Annotated in this window: 20 protein-coding genes and 1 riboswitch; of the genes, 9 read left to right on the top strand and 11 right to left on the bottom strand. The window is 65.5% G+C overall.

The window, feature by feature from the left end; translation table 11 throughout:
• The first annotated feature begins 2 nt into the window (after positions 1–2).
• Entirely contained in the window at positions 3–287 is a 285-nt protein-coding gene (locus tag ACR64R_RS04485) for a PRC-barrel domain containing protein (RefSeq protein WP_487360479.1), read from the top strand.
• A gap of 92 nt (positions 288–379) precedes the next feature.
• Here ACR64R_RS04485 and ACR64R_RS04480 read toward each other — a convergent pair whose 3' ends face one another.
• Positions 380–2593, bottom strand: a complete 2214-nt coding sequence (locus ACR64R_RS04480; protein WP_487362376.1) for a heavy metal translocating P-type ATPase — start codon at positions 2591–2593, stop codon at positions 380–382.
• A 165-nt stretch (positions 2594–2758) separates the two neighbouring features.
• Between ACR64R_RS04480 and ACR64R_RS04475 the strand changes: the two genes are divergently transcribed.
• Positions 2759–3193 carry a MerR family transcriptional regulator gene (locus tag ACR64R_RS04475; RefSeq protein ID WP_487360478.1) on the top strand — a complete coding sequence of 145 codons (435 nt, stop codon included), beginning with the start codon at positions 2759–2761 and terminating at the stop codon, positions 3191–3193.
• A 77-nt stretch (positions 3194–3270) separates the two neighbouring features.
• Here ACR64R_RS04475 and ACR64R_RS04470 read toward each other — a convergent pair whose 3' ends face one another.
• On the bottom strand, positions 3271–4236 hold the full coding sequence (locus tag ACR64R_RS04470; protein ID WP_487360477.1) for an AraC family transcriptional regulator: 966 nt from the start codon (positions 4234–4236) through the stop codon (positions 3271–3273).
• Between the two features lie 392 nt (positions 4237–4628).
• On the opposite strand from ACR64R_RS04470, the gene ACR64R_RS04465 reads away from it, so the two are divergent.
• Positions 4629–5357: an outer membrane protein gene (locus tag ACR64R_RS04465; protein WP_487360476.1), complete on the top strand. Its 729-nt coding sequence runs from the start codon at positions 4629–4631 to the stop codon at positions 5355–5357.
• Between the two features lie 149 nt (positions 5358–5506).
• Here the strand turns inward: ACR64R_RS04465 and ACR64R_RS04460 are convergent, their stop codons facing one another.
• The 5 genes from ACR64R_RS04460 to ACR64R_RS04440 form a co-directional block, all read right to left on the bottom strand.
• Positions 5507–5728 carry a hypothetical protein gene (locus tag ACR64R_RS04460; protein WP_128260804.1) on the bottom strand — a complete coding sequence of 74 codons (222 nt, stop codon included), beginning with the start codon at positions 5726–5728 and terminating at the stop codon, positions 5507–5509.
• 167 nt (positions 5729–5895) lie between these two features.
• Positions 5896–7083: an MFS transporter gene (locus ACR64R_RS04455; RefSeq protein WP_487360475.1), complete on the bottom strand. Its 1188-nt coding sequence runs from the start codon at positions 7081–7083 to the stop codon at positions 5896–5898.
• Positions 7084–7497, bottom strand: a complete 414-nt coding sequence (gene arsC / locus ACR64R_RS04450; protein ID WP_487360474.1) for an arsenate reductase (glutaredoxin) — start codon at positions 7495–7497, stop codon at positions 7084–7086.
• Complete coding sequence (locus ACR64R_RS04445; protein WP_487360473.1) at positions 7494–8192, bottom strand: aquaporin; 699 nt, start codon at positions 8190–8192, stop codon at positions 7494–7496. The genes arsC and ACR64R_RS04445 overlap by 4 nt, the downstream gene beginning before the upstream one ends.
• Before the next feature lie 34 nt (positions 8193–8226).
• The gene (locus tag ACR64R_RS04440) at positions 8227–8577 is read right to left on the bottom strand and encodes an ArsR/SmtB family transcription factor (protein ID WP_487360472.1); all 351 of its coding nucleotides are present in this window, start codon (positions 8575–8577) and stop codon (positions 8227–8229) included.
• Between the two features lie 42 nt (positions 8578–8619).
• Between ACR64R_RS04440 and ACR64R_RS04435 the strand changes: the two genes are divergently transcribed.
• Positions 8620–9141 carry a DUF6428 family protein gene (locus tag ACR64R_RS04435; RefSeq protein ID WP_487360471.1) on the top strand — a complete coding sequence of 174 codons (522 nt, stop codon included), beginning with the start codon at positions 8620–8622 and terminating at the stop codon, positions 9139–9141.
• Between the two features lie 226 nt (positions 9142–9367).
• Here ACR64R_RS04435 and ACR64R_RS04430 read toward each other — a convergent pair whose 3' ends face one another.
• Positions 9368–9640, bottom strand: coding sequence for a PilZ domain-containing protein (locus ACR64R_RS04430; protein WP_487360470.1), 273 nt, complete (start codon positions 9638–9640; stop codon positions 9368–9370).
• 166 nt (positions 9641–9806) lie between these two features.
• A complete protein-coding gene (locus ACR64R_RS04425; protein WP_487360469.1) occupies positions 9807–10376 on the bottom strand; it encodes a histidine phosphatase family protein in 570 nt (189 codons plus the stop codon).
• Between the two features lie 84 nt (positions 10377–10460).
• A riboswitch (adenosylcobalamin (AdoCbl) riboswitch) is annotated at positions 10461–10604 on the top strand.
• Here ACR64R_RS04425 and ACR64R_RS04420 point away from each other — a divergent pair.
• The 3 genes from ACR64R_RS04420 (at position 10605) to ACR64R_RS04410 (ending at position 12466) form a co-directional block, all read left to right on the top strand.
• Positions 10605–10814: a CbtB domain-containing protein gene (locus tag ACR64R_RS04420; protein WP_487360468.1), complete on the top strand. Its 210-nt coding sequence runs from the start codon at positions 10605–10607 to the stop codon at positions 10812–10814.
• Between the two features lie 279 nt (positions 10815–11093).
• Entirely contained in the window at positions 11094–11834 is a 741-nt protein-coding gene (locus tag ACR64R_RS04415) for a CbtA family protein (protein ID WP_487360467.1), read from the top strand.
• A 5-nt stretch (positions 11835–11839) separates the two neighbouring features.
• The gene (locus ACR64R_RS04410; protein ID WP_487360466.1) at positions 11840–12466 is read left to right on the top strand and encodes a hypothetical protein; all 627 of its coding nucleotides are present in this window, start codon (positions 11840–11842) and stop codon (positions 12464–12466) included.
• An 80-nt stretch (positions 12467–12546) separates the two neighbouring features.
• Here ACR64R_RS04410 and ACR64R_RS04405 read toward each other — a convergent pair whose 3' ends face one another.
• Positions 12547–13179 (bottom strand): TetR/AcrR family transcriptional regulator, encoded by a 633-nt coding sequence (locus ACR64R_RS04405; protein ID WP_487360465.1) that lies wholly within the window; start codon positions 13177–13179, stop codon positions 12547–12549.
• Between the two features lie 101 nt (positions 13180–13280).
• Here ACR64R_RS04405 and ACR64R_RS04400 point away from each other — a divergent pair, with 101 nt between their 5' ends.
• Positions 13281–13685, top strand: a complete 405-nt coding sequence (locus tag ACR64R_RS04400; protein WP_487360464.1) for a VOC family protein — start codon at positions 13281–13283, stop codon at positions 13683–13685.
• A gap of 228 nt (positions 13686–13913) precedes the next feature.
• Positions 13914–14861 carry a DMT family transporter gene (locus ACR64R_RS04395; RefSeq protein ID WP_487360463.1) on the top strand — a complete coding sequence of 316 codons (948 nt, stop codon included), beginning with the start codon at positions 13914–13916 and terminating at the stop codon, positions 14859–14861.
• 53 nt (positions 14862–14914) lie between these two features.
• Here the strand turns inward: ACR64R_RS04395 and ACR64R_RS04390 are convergent, their stop codons facing one another.
• Entirely contained in the window at positions 14915–16258 is a 1344-nt protein-coding gene (locus ACR64R_RS04390) for a cation diffusion facilitator family transporter (protein WP_487360462.1), read from the bottom strand.
• Positions 16259–16260: the final 2 nt, after the last annotated feature.

Below are 16260 nucleotides of genomic sequence, written 5' to 3'. Positions count from 1 at the left end.
TCATGGACCACACCAGCCACGTTAGACTGACCAGTGCCGAGCTGACGCCCGACATCCTCGAAGGCGCCACCATCTACGGACCGGACGATGAGAAGATCGGCTCGGTCGACCATCTGCACGGCAGCCAGGTCGTCATCGATGTGGGCGGCTTTCTCGGCATCGGCGCCAAGCCCGTGGCAGTGAGTGCCAGCCAACTCGAATTCATGCGCGACGAGGACGGCGACGTCCATGCCGTCACCAGTTGGACGAAGGACCAGTTGAAGGCGATGCCGGAGCATCGCGACTAAAGACAACCAGACATCGCGACGGAGCAATCCAGAGCCTCGCGATTGAACGGCAGACGGGCCCGGTGAAAGCCGGGCTCTTCATACTTCGGCGGTCAGTTGCGCACGGGCCGCCACGCCAGCAGCCGCATGGCATTGGCCGTCACCAGCACCGTCGCGCCCGTGTCGGCGAGGATGGCGGGCCAGAGGCCGGTAACGCCGATGATCGTCGTGACCAGGAACACGGCCTTCAGCCCGAGCGCCACCGTGATGTTCTGATGGATGTTGGCGAGCGCCCGCCGCGACAGGTCGATCATCGCCGCGAGGTCGCCGACCCGCCCGTGCAGCACTGCGGCATCGGCCGTCTCCAGCGCCACGTCGGTGCCGCCGCCCATGGCGATGCCGACATCGGCGGCGGCAAGCGCCGGCGCGTCGTTGATGCCGTCGCCGACCTTGGCGACCTTCTTGCCGGAAGCCTGCAATTCGCGAACGACGCGCTGCTTATCCTGCGGCAGCATTTCGGCATGCACTGGAAGCCCCAAGCCCTTGGCGATCGCCGCGGCCGTGCGCTTGTTGTCGCCGGTCAGCATCACCGGCTCGACGCCGGCCTCGCGCAGCGCAGCCAGCCCGGACAGCGCGTCGGCGCGCGGCTCGTCGCGCATGGCGATGATGCCCGCCGGTTGACCGGCGACAAGCAGCAGCGAAACCGACTTGCCCTCGTCGTTGAAGGCGGTGATGCGCGCCAGCGTGTCGGCTGGTAGTGCTGCGCGCTCCGCGGCCGCCGCCGGCGAGCCGAGAAAAATCTCCTTGCCGCCGACCTTGCCGGCGACGCCCTTGCCTCCGAGCGCGAATGCGTCCGAGGCCGGCGGCACCGGCACCTTGTCGGCCCTCGCCCTGTCGAGGATGGCGAGCGCGAGCGGATGGCTGGAACCGGTCTCGAGCGCCGCGGCAAGCGAAAGCACATTGGCCTCGCTGGACCCGATCGCGATGATGTCGGTGACCTTGGGCCTGCCTTCGGTCAGCGTGCCGGTCTTGTCGAGCGCCATCGCGTCGATCGAGCCCAGCGCCTCGAGGATGGCGCCGCCCTTGATCAAGAGGCCGCGCCGCGCACCGGCCGACAAGGCGGCCGCGATCGCCGCCGGGGTGGAGATGACCAGCGCGCAGGGGCAGCCGATCAGGAGGATGGCGAGGCCCTTGTAGATCCATTCGCTCCAGCTCGCGCCGGCGACCAGCGGCGGCAGGACCGCCACCAGCGCGCCGAGCGCCAGCACTGCGGGAGTATAATATTTCGAGAAGCGGTCGATGAAGCGCTCCGTCGGGGCCTTGCTCTCCTGCGCCTCCTCGACCAGCCTGACGACGCGCGCGATGGTGTTGTCGGACGCGGCCGCGGTGACCTTCACGCGCAGCACGGCGTCGGTGTTGATCGTGCCGGCGAACACCGCGTCGCCGGCCTTCTTGCGCACCGGCACGCTCTCGCCGGTGACAGGGGCCTCGTCGATGGCGCTGTCGCCCTCGACGATCTCGCCATCCGCCGCGATCCTGTCGCCAGGCCGCACCAGGATGACCGCTCCGACAGAAAGACTTTCGGCGGGCAGTTCGGCGACCGCGCCATCGCGCTCTACGAAGGCCGTCTTGGGAACGAGGGCGGCAAGGTTCTGGATGCTGGCGCGGGCCCGGCTGGCCGCCACGCCTTCGAGCAACTCTCCGACGAGGAACAGGAAGACGACCGCAGCAGCCTCCTCCGCTGCACCTATGATGACGGCGCCGACGGCCGCGATCGTCATCAACGTCTCGATCGAGAACGGCGTGCCGGCGCGGGCAGCGGCAAAGGCACGGCTGGCGATCGGCAGCAGGCCGACGCAAAGCGCCGCCAGGAACGCGCCCCATTCGATCGGCGGGTACAAGCGGCCAACGCCATAGGCCAGCCCAAGCGCCAGGCCGCAGCCGATGGTGAGCATGCCCTTGCGGGTCCGCCACCAGGCGCCCTGCCCGTCGCCGCCTTCATGATCATGCGCGTGGGTTCCGGCCCGCGCATGATCATGGTCGTGGTCATGATCATGGCCGTGGTCGTGACCTGCATGGTCGTGGGCGGGATCGTCCGCCTTGTTCCCGTCCGCGGGAAAGACGCCGTAGCCGAGCTTGCCCAGTTGCGTCTTCATGGCGGGGAACAGGATTGCCTCGTCGGCATGAGCGACCCGCATCGTGCCCGCCGTCGCCGAGACGGATACCTTCGCCACCCCGGGAAGACGGCTCACCGCTGTCTCGATCTTGGCCGCGCAGGCGGCGCAGTCCATGCCTGTCACACGGTAACGGGTCTCCTTGACGTCCATGGCATCGGCCTTCTGTTCGGGCAGTTCGGCAAGAGAATCACCGATCTGCTGCAAGTCGTTGTTTTCATGCGATTGCGGATGGAAACCGCGATGCATTCCTTGCTGGAATTGCTCCAGCCTTTGCCCGGTGCTACATCCTCTAGCGACTAGAGGAGCAAGCGGAAAATGCTGAAAAGTGATTTTGCGATCGGCGAGGCGGCGCGGCGCAGCGGCGTGAAGGTGCCGACGATCCGCTATTACGAGCAGATCGGCCTTCTGCCCGCCGCCTCGCGCAGCGAAGGCAACCGGCGGCTCTACGACCGCCGCGACCTCGACCGCCTGGCGTTCATCCGGCACGCGCGCGAGCTCGGCTTCGAGGTCGAGGCCATCCGCACGCTGCTGTCGCTGCAGGACGATCCGGAGCAGCCATGCGCCGCCGCGGACGCGATCGCCAAGTCTCGCCTGGTCGAGGTCGAGAAGCGCATAGCGAGCCTCAACGCACTGCGCGACGAGCTTAGGCGCATGGTGAAGCAATGCGCCAGCGGCCGGGTCGGAGACTGCCGCGTGATCGAGACGCTCGCCGACACGACCCACGCGCATGGGCGGCTTGCCGAGGCGTAGGCGCGCGGTCTTCCTTTTCAGTCGATCACCTGCACAGCAGCCAGGTCGTCACCGATGCCGGCATGTCCGCCACCGCCTCAGTTGTCGCCATCCTTCTCGGTCAAGGCACGAACTTCCGTCGGTGTCATGCCGTAGCGTTGCCGGAACTGCCGATAGAAGGTCGAGGGCTCGTTGAAGCCGACCTCAAAGGCGATGTCGGCGATGCGCCGCAGCAACTGCCGGCGATCGGTGAGGCAGCTATGGACATAGGCGAGCCGCTCCCCGTTGACGTAGTCGGAAAGGCTTGTCCCCTCTCCGGCAAACAGCTGGCGGACATAGCGCTCGCTGATGCGGAACTTGCGCGATATCTGCGCGGCGTTGAGCCGGGGATCGGTGAGGTTGCGGGCGATGTGCTGCTTGATGCCCGCAAGCCTTGCCGCGCGGACACCGGGTGGATGCGTATGCGCCTCCATGCCGCCGAAGGAAACGGCGAGAAGATCGGTGATATGGCGAGAAGCGAGGGGTGCAAGGGTCTCGGGCCCCTCCAAGCGCAGGAGTGACCAGAGGTAGTCGAAAAGCAGCCGGTGGGCCGGGAGCGTGAGGCCGAGACTGTCGGGACGCACATCGTCGAGGTTCTTTACCAGCGGGGCCAGCAGCGAGCGCTTGAACTGAAGCGCCATGGTCCATCGCGAATCCTCGCTGACGATCGAGTAGCGACGGTCCATCGGCAGGATCGCGGCGGTGCCGGGATCGGTGCTGAAGTCGCCGCGCCCAGGCATGGTGAAACGGTAGCCGCCCTTGTTCCAGGACAGGATGATATCGTCGTTGCCGTCGGCCATCAGCCCGCTGTTGCGCTCCCAGAACATGGGGGAGACGGTGCCCTTGGTGAGGCTCATCTCCGGCAGGATCAGGGTCCGGGCTGAGAATTTGAGCGGCGTGTCGGCACGCGGCGTGATGTCCAATCGCATCTGGATGCGACCGTAGAAATCGCGGATGAACTCGTCCCGATGATCTTCGGGAATGTCGTCCGCCGAAAATATGGCCACCCGATCAGCGCCCGGCATCATGCTCCCTGTCGAAGACCGCCCGGAACTGGACAGCGCCGGGCCTCCAATGGCGTTAGCCTGCTCGCCGGCTCCTGAGAAACATCATTTCCGACCTGGTTCGACCCCGATCCACAATGGTCTCTCAGCTTTCCGAAAATGAGTTAAGTGTGGCAAATTTGCAAGACTGAAATTCCTGAACAACAACTGTTCCGATATTGCAAATTTGACTTCCGTATTCGCCACACGCACCCGGATTTTCTCTGCTAGCGGTGCGTCGAGGGGGCGGTTATCGATTTTCATGTCCGCATGTCTTCGCAAATCAATTGGCGGCCCCCGAGACCCGCTCATGCATGGGCGGGCGGAAGTGCGGACGCACTTTTGAATTGGCAACCCAACGAGGAACGTATCCGATGAAGACCATACCTACGTCCATGGCCGCCATGGCGATCATTCTTGCCGCCGGCAAGGCCTTCGCGGCCGATGCGATAGGTCCGGAAGCGGCCCCGGAGCCTCCGCCGGTGCAGGAGAGTTTCAGCTGGACGGGGCCCTATTTCGGCGGGTTCGGCTCGTTTGCCGTGGGCGACATGGAACTCAATTCCCGGCAGATCTTTGCGGATGGAAACCCGCCGCCGATCAACGGCGCTTTCGAGATTTCCGCAAGCGGGTTCCTCGGCGGCATCCAGGCCGGCTATGACTGGCAATTCGCCGACCGCTGGGTGGTCGGCGCCGTGGCGGACATCGCCGCATCCAGCTACGGCTCCTCGGTGACGGCCTCGGTGGACGGCACCGAGGTCTTCAATGGCGACGTGGACGTCAAATATCTTGGCACCGTGCGCGCGCGGCTGGGTCACGCCTGGGACCGCACGCTTGTCTACGGCCATGGCGGCCTTGCCTTCGGCAAGACCGAGCAGACGCTGACGGTTGGCGGCACGACCGTCTTCAACGAGAAGCAGACGCGCGCCGGCTGGACGGTCGGCGCCGGCGTCGAACACGCCATCACCAATCGCATCTCCTTCGGCACCGAATATGCCTATGTGGACCTTGGCTCGAAGCAGATACTCGACAATGGCGAGGGGCTGACAATCAAGGACGACGTGGCTTTCCACACGCTGAAGGCCTTCGTGAACTTTCGCTTCTAAACGCGCCGCGATCGTTCGAGCGGAAAGGTTGCGGGTTGGAAGATGTCACCCGGCCGGGCGCACTTCGATTATTCTGCCGAAGGCCGCCCTCCGCAAAAAAACGCCCGCTCCGGCATGCCGGAGCGGGCGGAAGTTCTTGCGCGATAAGCCTACTTGCAGTCTTTCAGCAGCTTGAGCGCCTTTTCGGCATTGGCCTGTGAGGTGTAGGCCTTTGTCCCCGCATCGGTCAGTTTCTTGCCGTCGGGTTTCGTGGAAACCACCGAGCATTTCTTGGTCGTGGCGTCCTTTGCTACCCAATATTGGGTGGCGGCGAATGCCGGCATGCTGACAAGCGCGACAACCGAGGCTGCAACCAGAACCTTACGTATCATGGCGTTCTCCCAAAATTGTGGATGGCCGGCCTACTCATCCCTGAAGCGCCTATGCCCCAGCAGGGGGAACGGGCCGAGCCGACAGCCAGCCGTATCGCGAATTAACCCCTTGGGGCAATTTACAAAAATGTAAAGTTTGGCCGTGTCCTTTGCGGCGCGAGACGGAGCTATCGGCGCACTGCTGAAACCAGGCTGGCGCAGAGTCCGACATTGAGCGTGGCGGCTATCGCAAGCGCGATCAGGACGAGCTGTCCATCGCCCATGCCAAGCAGCAGCGCCCCGATCGAAGGAGCCGCCGCCTGGATGATGAGGCTCGGCGTCGCGAGCTTGCCCATCAGCGCCGCGTATTGGTTCGGATCGAACAGCACCAGCGGCAGCGCGCCGCGCGCGATCGTGTGGATGCCGTTGCCCGCGCCGTAGAGGATCAGGGCGAGAGCAACCAGGGCTTGGCTCGCCAGGAGCAGCCAGATCCCGGCCGCGAGCAGCGATACCGACGCCAGCATGGTCCAGATCGGATGATGCCGGTTGCGGCCGATCAGCAGCTCGACCACCCGCGCGCCGACCTGTGACGGGCCGACCAAGGCGCCGAGGCCGACGGCAGCCGCCAGGCCGACGCCGCGCAATTGCAGCAGCGTGAGCAGGTGGACGGAGAGCATGGACGCGATCATCGCCGCCAGGGTCAGGATCGAGGCCAGCAGGATGAAGCGAGCCCGCGTCCCGCCCGTGGCCGATGCCTCCTTGGGCCTGTCCCTCGCCGGCGCGGGCGCCGCGGGCGGAGGCGGCGGTATCACCCAAAGGTGGAGCGGCAGGCAGATCGCCACATGGATAGCGGCATAGGCAAGGCAGGCCATACGCCATCCGCCATGCTCGACAAGCAAGGCGCTGAGCGGCCAGCAGACGGTGCTGGCGAAGCCGCCGAAGAGCGTCAGGTTGGTGATGGCGCCGCGCGCGCCCTGGCCATAGAGCCGCCCGAGCGTTGCGAAGCCGGCGTCGTAGAGGCTGCTCGACATGCCCAGGCCCATGAGCAGCCAGGCAACCAGATAAAGCGGATAGGCGGTGGCCGTCGCCAACAGCGTATGCGCGGCCGCCAGCAGCAGCGAGCCGGCGGCAAGCACCGGGCGACCGCCATGGCGCTGGATCAGCCGTCCCATGGCGGGAGACACAAGCCCGGCGAGCAGGAGCCCGCAGGACAGCCCGGCAACCACCGAGGCGAGCGACCAGCCCGTGTCCCTGGCAATCGGCGCGGCCAGCACCGCGGGCAGATAATAGGACGATCCCCAGGCGAGGATCTGCGTGATGCCGAGAGCCGTGACGAGGACGTTGCGATTGCGGGCGGTGGGCGCGGCCGCTTCCAATCAGGCCTGCCCCGGCTCGCGGACGACCTTCTCTCCGTCTTCCTTGACGAACGCTTCCACCGGATTGTCGAGCAGAGGCAGCACCGCCTCCGACGGCCGGCAGAGTCTTGTTCCTTTCGGCGTCTCGACGATCGGCCGGTTGATGAGGATCGGATGGGCGAGCATGAAATCGACAAGCTCCGCGTCGCTCCATTTCGGATCGGCCAGGCGAAGCTCGGCGTAAGGCGTTCCCTTCTCGCGCAGCAACTGTCGGGGCGTGATCCCCATCGCCGCGATCAGTTCGAGCAGCCGGTCGCGGCTCGGTGGCGTCTTGAGATATTCGATCACCACCGGCTCCTCGCCGCTGGCACGGATCATGGCGAGCGTGTTGCGCGAGGTGCCGCAAGCGGGATTGTGGTAGATCGTGACCGTCATGGCTCTGCCTTCAGTGCATGGGTTTGCTGAGCGGTTTCGGGCTTGAGCAGCCAGCCCATCAGAGCAAGCGCGATCAGGGCGCCGAGCAGCTCGGCGGCGATGAAGCCCGGCAGATCGACCGGCCTGATGCCGGAGAAGGTGTTGGTGAGCGCGCGCGCCACGGCGACGGCAGGATTGGCGAAGGACGTGGACGCGGTGAACCAATAGGCCCCGGTGATATAGAGCCCGACCAGCCACGGCACGGCCCGCCGCTCGAAGCGCAGGCCAGCGAGAATGACGGCGACAAGCCCGAATGCCGCGACGCCTTCGGAGAACCACTGCGCCGCCCCGGTCCGCGGCTTCGTCGCGACCTCCAGAACCGGCAGCGAGAACATGAGATGCGCGCCCATGGTGCCGGCGATGCCGCCGGCGAACTGCGCGACCAGATAGGCGGGGAGATCGCGGGCGGGCAGCGACCGGTTGAGACAGAACACCAGTGAAACGGCGGGGTTGAAGTGCGCGCCGGAGATCGGCCCGAGGATGGTGATCAACACCACGAGCATGGCGCCGGTCGCTAGCGTGTTGCCGAGCAGCGCCAGCGCGGTGTCATGCGTCAGCGTCTCGGCCATGATGCCGGAGCCGACGACCGTCGCCACCAGCATGCCGGTGCCCAGGGCTTCGGCGACGAAGCGGCGCGATGGATCGAAGCTGTTCATGGACTGGCCTTCCGTCTGGCAAAGGGCGCGACAATCATTGCCGTGTCCCCTCGCCCGGCCGGCAGCAAGGCGCAGCAAGCGCTGGCGCGCAGATTTCCGGACGGCCCGAGCAGCAATCCTCCATCAGGAACCGGATCAGTCCGGAGAGCGCGTCGTACTCCGCGTTGTACACGATCGAGCGGGCCTCGCGCCGCGCGGCGACGAGACCGGCCCGTTCCAGCTCCTTGAGATGGAAGCTGACATTGGACGGCGAGACTTCGACCTGCTCGGCGAGCGAACCGGCGGAAATGCCGTCCGGTCCGGCAACGACCAGCAGGCGCAGCAGGCGCAGGCGTGTGTCCTGCGACAGCGCGCCGAAGGCGATCAAGGCTTGACGTTCATCCACGATTCAATAATCCTTGAAATATCGAAATGAGGAATAGCCGACATGCTGTCTTCTGACAACTGGGAAAACATCGCCGCTATCGACCCACCCGACCTGACCATCGGCGACCTGCTGGACGCGTTGGCCGACTACAAGGACCGGCCGCTGGTGTTCCGCTATGACGGGCGGCCGGTCAAGCCGGGATACCATGTCACCGAGGTTAAGGTGGGGCAGTTCTCGGCGCTGGATTGCGAGGCGAATCCGGAATCCTGGTCTGAGATCTTCGTCCAGCTGTGGGACGTGGAGGAAGGCGGGCCGGTCCATATGCCGGCCGGTAAATTCGCGGCGATCATCCGCAAGGTGGCGGACCATGTCGCGCTCGATCAGGCAGCGAAGCTGACCTTCGAGGTCAGCGACGGCGTGCGCCCGATGGAACTGCATCGAGCAGCCCGGCCGAACCTCGTTGGCGAGGCGGTCGAAGTCGAGCTTTCGCCACGGCCGGCAAGCTGCAAGCCGCGTGACCGCTGGCTGAAGGAACAGGCAGCCGTGAGCCAGCCCTGCTGCGGCGCGAGCCGCTGCTGTTGACGCCGAAACGGTCGCGGCGTTGCTAAAATCTGATCATGCCATTGGCCTGCAGAAGGTAGAGGCTCACGAGAACGATGGCGATCAGCGCCACCCAAACGGCTGTCCTGCTCATTCGCGAATCCCTGTTGGTCCGGCAATGAACGCGCTCGTGCCGGTAGCGTTCCGCGCGTGCTGGGTTGCACGCCGCCCGGGCGAAATCAAGTGAAGATGGTGTGACGACCCCGCCTCAGTCCTTCGGCGCGTTGCTGTAGAGCGCCACGCCGACGCGGTCGTTGCGCCGCCATCGCACCAAGGCGCGATAGGCCATATCGTCGGCCGGAACTTCAAGCAGGAAGCGTTCCGGAATGGCCGCATCAGCGGCGACGCGCAATTCCGCGCCCTGCTCGTGCTGGTTCCTGACCGAGCAGCCGATCCTGACGGCGCCGGCAATGATGGTGGCTTCCTTGAGCACGAATTCGCGCGCATGAAGACGACGCTCGGTCTCGGGATAACTGGCCATATAAGGCGGGCTCCTCAGGCAAGGCTCTCCTCGCATGGGGTCGCACCATAGCAGCAAGGCGTTTCCGTTCCGTTAGCGATTCCTGAAACACTTACTTTGATATTACGTGCGGACGGTTGTCGAAGCTTGGCAGTATCCGCGTGAGGGAAAAACACGCGCCGACCGTTCAGACGACAGCTACGCCGCTGGCGTGGAGCACCCAGCGGCGGCCATCGCTGCGGAACTCGGTGAACGAAAACGGCTCGACGTCGATCTTCCAGACCGAGGAGAGCGGGGCGCCCAGAACATGCACGATGGCGGCGCGGATCGGCGCCGCATGGGTGATCGCGATGGTGTGGCCGCCCTCGCCGGCCAGCCGCTGCATCAGCGCGGCGCCGCGCCGGGCCACCGCGGCGAGCGATTCGCCTCCATGCGGTGCTGCGTCCGGATCGGCGAACCAGGCGGCCATGCCTTCCGGGTCCGTGGCCTGGACCTCCTCGAGGCTTTTGCCGGCCCAGCGCGCGAAATCCTGCTCGGCAAGCAGCGGCTCGACCGTCGCGTCGAGGCCGAGCGCCTCGGCTGTCCTGCGCGCGGCAAGCGCCGGACTTGTCCAGGCGCGGCCGGCGTGGCGCAGCGAGGCGGCCAGCGCGCCCGCGCGCTCGAAGGCGCGTGGCTCCGGCGCCTCGTCGTTCGGAAAGCGGCCCTTGCGCATGCCGGGCGTGGCTCCGCTTGCGATCATGGTCAGGCGGGCGAACATTCCAAACTCCGTGGCTCAGCGAAAAATAAGCCCCACGAAGCCGTGCCGGCCATTACATGTCGTTGACAGGCGAACGAAGTGCTGACAAGTGTTTTAGCGCTATACGGGATTGGAAGCCGGTGCGAGTCCGGCACGGTCGCGCCACTGTAATCGGCATCAGCCGAAAGTCAGGCCTTATTCCGCAGCATGGTTGGATCAACGGGACGCAGCATCCCACAGGAGTTCGAAATGTCCGACGCCACCTTCGCCCCCACCTACGGCCCGGTTGCAATCCCGGTCCGCGAGCTTCTGCCCTGGGCCATCTTCGCTGGCCTGATGCTGATGCTGGCGATCTATTTCGTCGGCGCGGAAGAAGGCGCGACGTCGCTGATCCGTGGCACGGCGGTGCACGAGTTCGTGCATGACGGCCGCCACCTGCTCGGCTTCCCCTGCCATTAAAGCGGCTCGGCATCGCCGACCCCGCTTTTCGATCTGATCCAACGCGATTCCGGACGGAAAGCCGCTACGCATTTTTCCCTGGAATTGCCTGGTTGTTTCGACGCAATTCCGGGCGGAAAACCGCTTCGCACTTTTCCTGGAATTGCTCGATTGGCTTGACGCAATCCCCGGCGGAAAACCGCTTCGCACTTTTCCTGGAATTGCTCGATTGGCTTGACGCAATTCCGGGCGGAAAATCGCTTCGCACTTTTCCTGGAATTGCCTGGAGGAATTGGTGACATGGTCGGAAAACTCTTGCTGCGTGGCATGCTTGTAGGGCTGGTCGCCGGGGTGCTCGCATTCGCTTTCGCGCGCGTCTATGGCGAGCCGCAGGTCGACAAGGCGATCGCTTTCGAGGAGCAGCAGGCCCAGGCGTCCGGCGAGGCGCCGGAGCCCGAGATGGTCAGCCGCGCAACGCAGGCCGGCATCGGTCTCGCAACCGGCGTTCTGGTCTATGGCGCGGCGCTCGGCGGATTGTTCTCGCTGGTCTTTGCCTATGCCTATGGCCGGCTTGGTTCGCTCGGGCCGCGCGGCACTTCGGCGCTCATCGCGCTGCTCGGCTTCCTTGCCGTGATCGTGGTTCCCAGCCTCAAATACCCTGCGAACCCGCCGGCGGTCGGCAACGCCGAGACGATCGCCTACCGAACCGAGTTGTTCTTCATCATGATCGTGGTCTCGATCGCGGCGATGGTGGCGGCGGTCGGCCTGGCGCAGCGGTTGTGGAAGCAACTCGGCGCCTGGAACGCTTCGATCGTCGCGGGCCTCGCTTTCCTCGTCGTCTTCGCACTGGTGAAGGCAGCCCTGCCCGACATCAACGAAGTGCCGGAAAACTTCTCGGCGACGGTGCTGTGGCAGTTCCGCGTCGCCTCGCTCGGCATGCAGCTCGTGCTGTGGGCCGTCGTCGGGCTCGGCTTCGGCGCGGTTGTCGAGCGCCTGGTCGCCGCGCGCGACCAGCGCGGCCCTGCCCGCCGCTACGCCTGAAACCCATGCGTTGGCCGCCACGGTTCCTTGCCCTGGCGGCCATTTTCTTTTTGGCGATCTGGCAGTCACTTCTGATCGCCATTCCGGCCGAGGCGCATAGCGGGTCTTCGGCCCCGCCTCCCCCGGGCATCCAGATCCCCAGCCTGACCCACGGCCAGATGGCTGTGATCGCGCGCTACCGGGGCGAAATCCTCGACCTTGCGCAACGCCAGACCGTGACCGACCCGACCTTCCGGCGGCTCTACAATCACGGCAATCTGCAATTCACCTACTGCCTGTGGGGCCTGATGCCGGGAAGCATCGGCGACGAGGAAAGCCCCTTCAACGAATGCAGCCACGCCTATCTGGCCACGGCCAAGGCGCTGCTCGCCTACATGGCGACGATGCCCTCAGCCGAACGCCAGGCGAAGGCGCTGATCTCGGATATCGACGTCGACATGGTGCGAAGCGGCGCGTCCTGGATCCTGTGCCAGTATAGCGGCGAGGCCTTCAGCACCGGCGCGGTCGTCGAGCCGCGCTGGCGGAGCATCTTCTTCCACCTGCCAAGCCTTGCGGTGCTGCTGGTCACGATGGCGGCGCTGATGACGGCTGCGTGGTCGATCTTCGGCGCAAAACGGGTACGCGCGGTTTAACCGAATCGGGCCGGTCGATTGCGTCGAGATATGAACCAACGCGGCTCGTTGCGCCGCGCAGGTCGCGCCAGGCCTCGCGACTACTTCGACCGGACCCCATAGGCGGCAAGGAATGCTTCCACCGAGGCATCGGCGTGGCGCTCGAGGTCGGCCTTCGAGCGCGGGTTGCTTCCGGTGAACATGGCTTCGTTCATCGGGATCCAAAGCAGCATGCCAAAGAAATGGCTGGCCGCCAAACGGGGATCGCCGGTCTGCAACAGGCCTCGGCTGGTGAGCTTTTGAAAGCACGCCGCCACCGAGGCAAGCATACGCTCAAAGCCCTTGTCGTACCAACTGCGGCCAAGCTGGGGCATCCGATCGGCATTGGCGATTATCAGACGCCGGAGCCTCAGCAACTCGTCGTTCATCAGTGCGGTGGTCAATCGGCGGGCAAGCTGCTGCAGGCCGCCCTCCAGGAACTTCGCTTCGGAAAGCAGCATCGTCACGGACTCGACAACGTCATTGGTCTGGGAGGCGGTGGACTCCACAACTTCAGTGAAAAGCGTCTCCTTGTCCTTGAAATGCTTGTAGACGGTCTGCTTGGAAGCGCCCGCCCTGGTGGCGATCTCCTCCATGCTGGTCCCATCATAGCCCTTGGCGATGAACGAGGCCGTCGCCGCCTCGATGATCTCACGATCCTTGCGGGCCGATCTGGTCTCAACGGCAATTTTCATGGCACCTCTCGATCGGTACTAGACGGTACCGTTCCCATATGATAGCCGTCACGACAGTACTAGACTGACTAGTACCCGTCAATAAACGGAGGTTCAACCCGATGACTCAGATGCTCTTTCTCAATCTGCCGGTGCGCAATCTGCAGGCGGCGACCGAGTTCTATCTCGCGATCGGCGGCACGCTCAACCCGCAGTTCTCGAATGACCAGGCCAGCTCGATCATGTTCTCCGAATCGATCGGGGTCATGTTGCTGACCCATCAACACTATAGCCAGTTCACGGCCCGGCCGATCGGCGACGCCAAGCGCGAGAGCCAGATGCTGATCGCTCTGACCGTCGACAGCAAGGACGCGGTCAATGCGGTAATCGAGAAAGGCGTTGCGGCCGGCGGCCGCGCCGATCCCAACCCGGCGCAGGATCTCGGTTTCATGTTCAATCGCCATATAGAAGACCCGGACGGCAATGTCTGGGAGTTCCTGTGGATGAACCCCGCAGCCATGCAATAGAGCGCCTGTAGCGTCCCCATGCCGGAATGACGCCCTGGAAGCGACGGGCACTCGCCCTTCGCTCTCATGTCCGAGCAATGCCTGCAGTCGTCCTCGACCAATTCTTGGCATCTCTGGGTCCACGCCCACGCCTGCAGCGGGCCGTCGCCAGTCCGGCTAGCGCATCGCCGCGCGCTGGCGTAAGCATCGTCAATTGTCCGGCCCCCGGATTCGCAGCCGCCAGCAGCCATGTTCGCCCCCGAAGCCTTCGCCGTCACCGCTGCAATATGCAGCGCGCTGAGTTCCATGTTCCTGAGCGAGCTCAAGGGCCGCGTTCCCCTGCTCCAGCTTGCCCGCTGGCAGATGCTCGCGACCTTCGTGATGACCGGCTCGGTGTCGCTGGCGGTCGGCGGCTGGCACACGATCGGACCAAGGGAGTTCTGGCTGCTTGCGGGGTCGAGCTTCGCCGGCATCAGCATCGCCAGCACGACCTATTTCGCGACCATCTATTCGGTCGGACCGCGCATCACGGCGCTGCTCTTCTCGCTCACCTCGCCATTCGCGCTTGCGCTCGGCTATCTCGTGCTCGGCGAAACCATCAGCCGCTGGCAGGCGCTGGGCGTGGCGCTGGTGCTTGCCGGCATCGTGCTTGCGATCGGCATGCCGCGGCGGTTCCTCAAGCGCGGCGAGATGGCGCCGGCGATGCCGGTCGTCACCCCTTCCACCGTGCCGGTCAGCACCGCGCCGGGTCCGCCGCTCACAGGGCGCCTCGGACCAGGCGTCGTGCTCGGCGTAGTCACGGCGCTCGGCCAGGCGACCGGCACCCTTCTGGCGCGGCCGGCAATGGCCGCCGGCGTCGAGCCGTTCAGCGCGATGGCGCTGCGCTCCGGCCTCGCCGCGATCCTGTTCATCGCGCTCGCCGCGACGCCGTTCGGCAGGGGCAAGCGGGAGGCCGTCCAGTTCGGCACGGTCGGGCTCTCCGTGCTTTCCGCCTTCGTCGGCACCTCGCTAGGCATGTCCTGCCTGATGGCCGCGCTGCGCAACGGCAATGTCGGCATCATCTCGACGCTGTCCTCGATGACGCCGGTCATCATCCTCCCGATGGTGTGGCTGCGCAGCAGCCAAAGGCCGACCATGGTCGCCTGGACCGGAGCGCTTCTGGCCATCGCCGGCACGGCGCTGATCAGCATCAGGTAATCTGAGCCGTCGTAATCAGGCAGATTCCGCGCCGGCGCGCAAAGAGTGCCGTCTCATCCGCGCTCGTGTTCGTGGTGATGCCCTTCCGGCTCCGCCATGGCGAAAGGCAGGTCCTCGCTGTCGGCACCGGCCGCCAGTTGCAGCCTGGCGCTGAACTCGTGCGGCTCGGCCGGCGCGACCAGGCTTTGCAGGTAGTGGTGGTCGCCGCCGACCGGGGACAGCGGCAGGGTTTCCACGGCCCCGCCGGCGCGTTCGATGGCGACGTTCGCCCGAAGGCCCTCGGCGTGGCGCGAGAGGCGCAGCCGCATGCGCTCGCCCTGTGGCGTGCCGACGATCTCCAGCAGCCCGCTGGCCAGCTTGCCCGACACCAGGAACGGATCCGGCGCGTGATGGTCGCCGCCCGCGGCCACGGGCGCGGCAAAGCGCACCGTTGCGACGTCGAGCGCCGGGATATGCGCGAAGAGCTCGGCCTTGAGCGATGCGGCGATGTTGTTCGCCGCGGCAAGCAGCAGCCCGTCATTGACCGCGATCTCCACGTCGACCCACAGCTTGTGACCGAGCCAGCGAGCCTTGGCGTCGACCACCTTGTCGATCCCGGCGACATGCTCCGCGGCGTGGTGAATCTCTTCGACGAGGCCCGGCTCGACGCCATCCAGCATGCGCGTCAGCACGGAGCGCGCCGACTGCCAGACAATGCCGAGGATGGTGACGGTGATGAGCAGGCCAACGATCGGGTCGGCGAGCGGGTAGCCGAGCCAGACGCCGACCGCACCGACGACGACGGCAAGGCTGGTTAGGCCATCCGTGCGCGCGTGGTAGCCATCGGCAATCAGGGCCGCGCTGTTGATCTGGCGGCCGACGCGGATACGGAAGACTGCCACCGCCTCGTTGCCGAGGAAGCCGATGACGCCTGCCGCGGCGAGCCAGCCCAGGAACTGGATCGGATGCGGGTTGAACAGGCGGTTCAGCGCTTCATATCCGGCGACGAGCGCGCTACCCAGGATGATAAGCACGATGGCTATGCCGGCCAGGTCCTCGACGCGGCCGAGGCCGTAGGTGAAGATACGGGTCGGCTTGCGCCGCGCCAGCACGAAGGCGATCCACAACGGTATGGCCGTGGTGGCGTCGGCGACGTTGTGGATGGCGTCGGCAAGCAGTGCCACGCTGCCTGAAAAGACGACAACCGCGATCTGCAGCGCGGCCGTCACCGCCAGGATGACGAATGACCATTTGATCGCCCGGATGCCGCGCTCCGTCGTGGCGATCGTCGCGTCGATCACGCCATGCGTATGCCCGTGCGGGCCGTGATGGTCGTGACCATGCCCGCCATGGTCATGCCCGCCGTGGTCAGGTCCGTGCGGGCCAAAGCCGAACCAGTCGCGAATCTTCGCCAACATGA

The sequence above is a fragment of the Mesorhizobium sp. MC2-1-1 genome, assembly GCF_057597255.1.
This window is presented reverse-complemented; position numbering and strand designations above follow the sequence as displayed.